The sequence below is a fragment of the Clostridioides sp. ES-S-0006-03 genome (assembly GCF_020662275.1).
Lineage (GTDB): Bacteria > Bacillota > Clostridia > Peptostreptococcales > Peptostreptococcaceae > Clostridioides.
In genome coordinates, this window is record NZ_JADGMM010000026.1 from 1 (window position 1) to 7,580 (window position 7,580).

General features: G+C 27.6%; 7 protein-coding genes. 2 read left to right on the forward strand and 5 right to left on the reverse strand.

The genetic code is table 11. The annotated features are described in order from the left end of the window. Positions 1–423: 423 nt before the first annotated feature. Entirely contained in the window at positions 424–1,386 is a 963-nt protein-coding gene (locus tag IR151_RS19685; RefSeq protein WP_227437621.1) for a cysteine synthase family protein, read from the reverse strand. A gap of 190 nt (positions 1,387–1,576) precedes the next feature. On the opposite strand from IR151_RS19685, the gene IR151_RS19690 reads away from it, so the two are divergent. Continuing rightward, the gene (locus IR151_RS19690) at positions 1,577–2,128 is read left to right on the forward strand and encodes a helix-turn-helix domain-containing protein (RefSeq protein WP_227437623.1); all 552 of its coding nucleotides are present in this window, start codon (positions 1,577–1,579) and stop codon (positions 2,126–2,128) included. A 302-nt stretch (positions 2,129–2,430) separates the two neighbouring features. Here IR151_RS19690 and IR151_RS19695 read toward each other — a convergent pair whose 3' ends face one another. The 4 genes from IR151_RS19695 to IR151_RS19710 all read right to left on the reverse strand — a co-directional run bounded on the left by IR151_RS19695 (position 2,431) and on the right by IR151_RS19710 (position 5,729). Beyond that, positions 2,431–2,649, reverse strand: coding sequence for a hypothetical protein (locus IR151_RS19695; protein ID WP_227437625.1), 219 nt, complete (start codon positions 2,647–2,649; stop codon positions 2,431–2,433). Between the two features lie 284 nt (positions 2,650–2,933). Beyond that, positions 2,934–3,092 carry a type I toxin-antitoxin system toxin gene (locus IR151_RS19700; protein WP_227437628.1) on the reverse strand — a complete coding sequence of 53 codons (159 nt, stop codon included), beginning with the start codon at positions 3,090–3,092 and terminating at the stop codon, positions 2,934–2,936. Positions 3,093–3,246: 154 nt separating this feature from the next. Next, complete coding sequence (locus tag IR151_RS19705) at positions 3,247–4,674, reverse strand: cell wall-binding repeat-containing protein (RefSeq protein WP_227437630.1); 1,428 nt, start codon at positions 4,672–4,674, stop codon at positions 3,247–3,249. Between the two features lie 242 nt (positions 4,675–4,916). Next, the gene (locus IR151_RS19710) at positions 4,917–5,729 is read right to left on the reverse strand and encodes an FxLYD domain-containing protein (protein ID WP_227437631.1); all 813 of its coding nucleotides are present in this window, start codon (positions 5,727–5,729) and stop codon (positions 4,917–4,919) included. Positions 5,730–5,909: 180 nt separating this feature from the next. On the opposite strand from IR151_RS19710, the gene IR151_RS19715 reads away from it, so the two are divergent. Beyond that, positions 5,910–7,427: a recombinase family protein gene (locus IR151_RS19715; protein WP_227437633.1), complete on the forward strand. Its 1,518-nt coding sequence runs from the start codon at positions 5,910–5,912 to the stop codon at positions 7,425–7,427. Positions 7,428–7,580 lie beyond the last annotated feature (153 nt).

Here is a 7,580-nt window from a genome sequence, read left to right on the forward strand (position 1 = left end):
GTAATGAAATAAATACTACTCTTTATATGTAGTTTTTTATTATCTATTATTTTGTTTTCACCTATCTTAGGCTTTGGTTACAAAGTAGTATTTTCATCTCTTTTGAATGTCAGATATGGTTCTAAACTGTACACATGATAACTTTAGATTCTACAATAAATCCATAAAGTATCATATAAATAAAGAATCATAAAAAAATTATTATGAAGCTTTTTAAAAAACTAAGTGTATGAATTAAGACCTGTTATCTAGATACAATTTATTGATAAATAGATATTATAGATATAAAAAATATGAAAAAAGTATCTCAAGTTTAAAGAGATACTTTTTTGTAGTTGAATTATGATTCTTTTAAAAACATAACTGATGAATTTTAATATATATTTTTAATTTAAAAGTTGGTACATTAATATTTTAATGTCATTATAATTCTTTATATAAATCAGTACTCAAGTATTTTAAGCCACTATCATTAAGAGTAAGAACTATATTTTTACCTTTTTCTGAACTCTCTAATAATTTAATTGCTGCACATACATTTGCTCCAGAAGAAAAACCTGCAAATACGCCTTCTAATTTAGCCAATTTTCTTGCTACATTAGTTGCTTCATCATCTGTTACCTGAATATAACCATCAATAAGCTTCTTATCTACTAATGGTAAATCCATAGAATAACCTCCACCTTGTATTTTATGCCCTTGATCAGTTATTTCTTTGCCTGAATAAATTGCTGCTGTTGAAGGTTCAACCACATAGCATTTAATAGAAGAATTGTGCTTTTTAAGTGTTTTCGAACAACCAGCAAAAGTACTACCACTTCCAAGGAAATCTACAAATACATCAATATTCCCATCTAATTGTTTCCACATTTCTTCTGCTGTATAATATTCATGTGCATGATTACAAGCTTCTAAATTAAATTGATCTGCTCTAAATGCATTTCTTTCTTTTGCAATTTTTTGAGCCTCAACTTCTACAAGTGCTAAATCTTCGCCAGAAACTTGTCCATGAACTGAATTAGGCATTTGGTCTACAAGAACTACTTCTGCTCCTAAAGCTTTCATCATTCTTGCTCTTTCCATAGAATTCCCTTTTGACATGCATGCAATAAACTTATAGCCCTTACATGCACAAGCTATTGCCAATCCTGTACCTGTATTTCCACTTGTCAATTCTACAACTGCTTGTCCAGGAACTAATAGCCCTGCATTTTCTGCTTCTGTAATCATTTGTAATGCTACACGGTCCTTTTTACTAAATCCTGGATTTAAATACTCCATCTTTGCATAAATATTACCATCTACTCCAAATTCCTTCACTATTTTAGATAAGTGTAACATTGGAGTATTTCCTATTGCTTCTGTAACATTATTAAGTACATGCATCACAATTCCCCCTTAATCGATTAACTATCATCTGTTGAAAAACAATTATTTATACATTATAATGTATATTACGGATGTACAGTATATTTAACATTTAATATATTATGCATTCATAAATTAGAAATAATGTTAAATAAATTATACATTCGTAAATTATATTTGTCAATAATTTACAATTTAAGGAGTACATATGAGTATTAATACTATTATTGCAAAAAATTTAAATCGATTACGTAATGAACGTAATTTAAGTTTAGGTCAACTTGCTGAATTATCTGGTGTAAGTAAAGTAATGCTATCACAAATTGAAAAGGGTGATTCTAATCCTACAGTAAACACAATTTGGAAGATTGCAAATGGACTAAATGTACCATACACTGCAATACTTGACCAACCACAAGATAAAACTTTTATTGTTTCAAAATCTGACATAGATGTTCAAATTTCAGAAAGTGAAGACTATCGTCTTTATTGTTATTATCCTAATACACCAACTAGAAATTTTGAATTATTTCAAATGGAATTAGAGGAAGGTCACAGTTATACATCTATTGGTCATTCTGAAAAATCTCAAGAATATATTATGATTCTAGAAGGTCAGTTAGGATTAGAAGTAAATGATTCTGTTTATCAACTTAAAGAAAATGACTCTATCTGTTTTTCAGCCGAATCAACACATACATACCATAATCAAGGAAAAAAAACATTGAAAACAGTGATAATAAATTACTATCCAGTTTAAAGATATTGATTCAAAATTAGGATGATGATTTTCTCATATAAAAAGGTGAATCTTCATAGATATGATTTATCTTTTTTGTTTTCTTACACTCTTTTTCATAATTTATTGATGATGTTACATAAATATTATTGCTACCTAACTTCTAAAACCTTGAACTCCAATGAACTATTTTTTAACTGAATAACTAAGGCTCTAATTATTAGGTATTATATACTTTACAAAAATGTTATCAAAACTCTATGAAAATACTTGTCCAATTTCTTTACAGCGAAGTGCTAAGTATTAGCAACTTCTCTATTTTTTTAACTTTCAACTGTCTCAGCTTTTTTCATTGCTATATTAATAGCTATTTCTTTAGCTACAGCATCAAGTTCATTCCATCTTCTTTTGTTTTCTTCATCAGAGATACGTGGATATATTATATAAACTTCTGTATTTTGATTAGCTATGATTTTCTCATCATATTCTATATCTTTTTCAGCATCATATTTAAATGGTTTAAATTGTTGTAGTATTTTCACAATATCACCCCTTATTATAAAATATGAGGCTATAAACTTGTCTTATACTTAATATTTTAAGATGTATTTAATTTTAAAATTCTATATTAAAAAATTGAATATAATAAAATCAATGTAAAGTGTAGTTCATAAATAAAAATAGAGTAGTTTAACCTACTCTATCCTTCTCTAATTAATAAATATAAAATTATTATTTTTGAATATTTATACCAACTTGTGATATAATAAAAGCAAGAAGAACTACAATCTATTTAGCAGTAGAGTGGAGTTCATCATAAATGATATTATTTGAATTTATGGAATTTGATTTTTAAATCAAACTCCCAACCACTCTTAGTGCCAGCTTTGAGTGGTTTTTTACATTTTCTAAATAACTTACTTATTAAGTAAACTATATAGCTAGCTAAAATACTAGCTAATATGCTCAGTAAAAAATTATCCATACATAATCACCTCCCTCCATTTTTGTTGGGAGGATAATCTTTTGTTTGTATGAACTCCACTCTATAAATTGTAGATTACATCTTCTTGCTAAAAATATTATAACATAATTTGGTAATCTATCTAATAAAAAATGTACACTTAGATATTCTAATTTTAGTTATAAATTTTTCCAGTTTTTATATCTATAAAAAACCAGCCAAAAGTTCCATTGCTATTTTTTGAATTGATTTTAACAGCATAAACATTACCACTATATATATCATCTCTAAAATCTATCATATCAACTATTAAGTTATTGATATTGATTTTATGTCTCTTCGCACATTCTTTTAATGCTATCTGTTTTGCTTGTTCCTCTGTTATACTTTCTTTATTTTTATAATCATCAGGATTACATACTTTCATATTACCATTAACATCATATGTATAAACTTTACTCATATCATTTTTTTCTACACAATATCTAACATCACCCTCTGCGCCTTGTTTGATATAAGCAAATGCATAGTACTCTTTTCCTGAAAAAGCAAAGTTTTTATCTAGTATAAATATTAAATCTTCATCTTCTGAATAATTAGGTTCATAGTAAAACTTATTTACACCTAACAATTTTTTTACTGCATTAGCAGCATCTTCTACTTTATATTGTCTTCCAGTATTAGAATCTCCTATATTTTTTGTCACATTTAAACACTGTTGTAATATACTATCACTCAAATTTCCTATAGCAGTTAATTTAGTTGTACTTTTCAATACACTTTTATTACTATCATTATCAACTAACACAATAGCATTATTTTTAGCAATAGTAGAGCCAACAAGCGCATACACTAAATCAGTACCACTTGCTATATAAAATTCTTTTACTCCACTATAAAATTTATTTATTATTTTTTCATTAGTATCATATCTATCAGTCCCGCCCAATCTAGTTGAATTAGTATCATTAACTAGTTTGTCATTCATTGATGAATTGCCACCTATTACATAACTTTCCACACCAGTTGTATTAAATGATACACTTTTTCCATCAGTTAATACTATAGCTGCTTTATCTCTAACAGCTACAGGTGCAGCACTCATTGCATCAGGTTCTCCTTTAAAAGCATTAGTCAATATTACTTTATTTACTTTGTTAATTGAATTTATTTCTTTTGCAACATCATAGCTTGTCTTAATTCTATCACTACCTTGAAGTCTTTTAATCTCTATCCCTTTATCTTTTAGAACAGTTTCTGTTGCTTTATCAATAGAGTTTTCTCCTCCGATTATATATACTTTTTTTGCCTTTTCTACTCTTTTAAGTGTAGCATTTGGTATACTATTTTTCTTAGTTAAAAGAATAGGTGCATTTGTACTACCTGCAAGCCCACTTGCAGATAATCCATCTGCCATTGTACTATCTGCATTAATCAGTATAGCTGTTGTATAGTTTTGCTTATCTGCGATAAGTCCAGCAGTTTCATATTTATCTACACCTTTAATTGTATCAATCTTATCAAGTGCATTTGCAGATATAGGGCAACTAGCAATAAACATAGATAAAGATAACCCTATTGTTAATAATTTTTTAATTTTCATAATATCTTCCCCTCCTAAATATTTTCACTTAAATTATATAACACTTTATAGAAAAAAGTTGTCATAAATTAGGAAAATTATTACTTAATATAAATATTAACTAAATTAACATTGATTATTATACATCCTTTTCATGTAGCTGAATTAATATAAAATAGTTATATAGTCTTACTAAAAATAGACTAAAAATCTATCCTCTTAAATTAGCTAATACTTTCTATATATTTTTAGATATAAATTATCTATTCAGTTATACTATAATTGTTTGCAGAATAATGAGGCGTCCACTCTATTTTTTCAAAATCCTTATCTGTATTAAACTCAAGTCTAACTTTTTGACCTTTCTTCCAAGTTCCATTTACTGATGTTGATGTTTGTGTCTCAATTATTACACCATCTTTGTCTATTAAATTTATATCTAAGTAAAAGTCTTGAAGATCTAAATCACCTGTATTTTCTACAGTAGCTTGATAAGTCTTCCAATCATATTCATCTTTTACTTTTTCAAATTTTATACCTTTTACCATAGCATCAATTTTTTCTTTTGAATCGTTTTCTTCATTTACAACTTGTGCATTGTCTTTTAATACCTTAAACTCTTTTTCATCTACTTTCAAACCAAACTTGTCAACTAAAGTCAACAATATTGTACTTCTCTCATTATAAGGCTTTTCCCAAAGTTCTGAAAACTTCAATGGGTCGTTTGAATAATATTTTATGGCTTCCTTTGAATCTTCAAGAGCTTTTATATAATCTTTTGCCAATTTACCAAGTTCTGGGCTGTCAAACTCAGCATCTTTATATTTTGATACAGCATCCATTTCTGCTTCTACAAATTTTTCATAAGCTTCATTCTGCTCTAAGTTTAATGTTCCAGCTTCTTCTTTAGATGCCAAATCCCATCTTTTTTTTAAACCTTTTCCTAAATCCTCGATAAATTGCTTGTCCTTACCTTTGCTTTCATCTTTTGAATCTCCCCCACTAGAGCATGCTACCACAGAAACTGATAACATAATTATCATAAACAAGCCTAGTATTTTTTTGAAATTACACATATAATTCCCCCTTAAAAATTGTTTTCAATTGAATTATACTATATTTACCTACTGAATGCTGTCGATTCATGCGAAATTTTCATACTATTTTTACAATTATATCAAGTTTTAATTATCATAAATTATACCCTTATATACTTAATATAATATATAATATATTCAAGGAGTGTGATTATTTATATGAGTGTTGCTATATACTTAAGAAAATCTCGTGCTGATGAAGAGGCAGAAAAACAAGGAGAATTTGAAACTTTAAGTAGACATAAATCAACCCTACTAAAACTAGCAAAAGAACAAAACTTGGATGTATCTGAGATAAAAGAAGAGCTAGTTTCTGGTGAAAGTATAATACATAGACCTAAAATGATTGAACTCCTAAAGGAAGTTGAAGAAAATAAATACGATTCCGTCTTAGTTATGGACTTAGACAGACTTGGTCGTGGGGATATGAAAGACCAAGGTATAATATTAGAAACTTTTAAAGAAAGTAAAACCAAAATTATAACACCTAGAAAAACATATGACCTAACAGATGAATTTGATGAAGAATATTCAGAATTTGAAGCCTTTATGGCAAGAAAAGAGCTAAAACTTATATCTAGACGTATGCAAAGAGGAAGAATAAAATCAGTTGAAGAAGGTAATTTCATAGGAACTTCTGCTCCATTTGGATATGATGCTGTAACAACAGGCAGAAAAGAAAGAATACTTATACCAAATAATGATGCTGATGTAGTTAGGACTATCTTTGACTTATATATTAATGAGGATATGGGTTGTAGTAAAATATCAAAATATCTAAATAACTTGGGCATTAAAACTGCTACAGGTGCTAACTGGTATAACTCTGCAATCACAAATATAATAAAAAATAAAGTTTATTGTGGATATATTCAATGGCAAAAAAAGGACTATAAAAAATCTAAAAATCCAAACAAAATAAAAACAGTTAAGCTAAGACCTAAAGATGAATGGATTGAGGCAAAAGGAAAGCATGAACCTTTAATAAGTGAATTAACATGGAAAAAGGCTCAAACTATACTCAAAAAAAATGGTCACATCAGCTATGGTAATCAAATAAAAAATCCACTTGCAGGAATAATAATTTGCAAAAACTGTGGTAGACCATTAGTACATAGACCATATGCAGACCACGACTATATAATTTGTTATCATCCTGGTTGTAATAAAAGTTCTCGCTTTGAATTTATTGAAGCTGCCATTTTAAAATCTTTGGAAGACACTGTAAAAAAATATCAATTAAAAGCATCTGATATAGACTTAGATAAAAATAATAAAGACAGCAATATAGAATTTCAAAAGCGAGTATTAAAAAGCTTAGAAACTGAATTAAAAGAATTGAGTAAGCAAAAAAATAAGTTATATGATTTATTGGAGCGAGGAATATATGATGAAGATACATTTATTGAAAGGTCTAATAATATAAGTTCAAGAACTGAGGAAATTAAAGATTCAATCAAGACAGTAAAAAATAAATTAAATACTGTTAAAAAAGATAATGCTAAAATGATAGAAGATATTAAAACTGTACTATCACTTTACCACGATTCAGATTTACTTGGAAAAAATAAACTCCTAAAATCTGTAATTGATAAAGCAGTTTATTACAAATCTAAAGAACAAAAACTAGATTCTTTTGAATTAATGGTTCATTTGAAATTACATGAAGACCAGTAATACCAATAACATATAAAGAGTAGTATGTAATGAAATAAATACTACTCTTTATATGTAGTTTTTTATTATCTATTATTTTGTTTTCACCTATCTTAGGCTTTGGTTACAAAGTAGTATTTTCATCTCTTTTGAATGTCAGATATGGTTCTAAAC

What these genes read in the sequence shown, in the direction of transcription:
- IR151_RS19700 (WP_227437628.1), bottom strand. Translation starts at nt 3,092, where the DNA reads ATGGATAATTTTTTACTGAGCATATTAGCTAGTATTTTAGCTAGCTAT.
- IR151_RS19690 (WP_227437623.1), top strand. Translation starts at nt 1,577, where the DNA reads ATGAGTATTAATACTATTATTGCAAAAAATTTAAATCGATTACGTAAT.
- IR151_RS19710 (WP_227437631.1), bottom strand. Translation starts at nt 5,729, where the DNA reads ATGTGTAATTTCAAAAAAATACTAGGCTTGTTTATGATAATTATGTTA.
- IR151_RS19685 (WP_227437621.1), bottom strand. Translation starts at nt 1,386, where the DNA reads ATGCATGTACTTAATAATGTTACAGAAGCAATAGGAAATACTCCAATG.
- IR151_RS19705 (WP_227437630.1), bottom strand. Translation starts at nt 4,674, where the DNA reads ATGAAAATTAAAAAATTATTAACAATAGGGTTATCTTTATCTATGTTT.
- IR151_RS19715 (WP_227437633.1), top strand. Translation starts at nt 5,910, where the DNA reads ATGAGTGTTGCTATATACTTAAGAAAATCTCGTGCTGATGAAGAGGCA.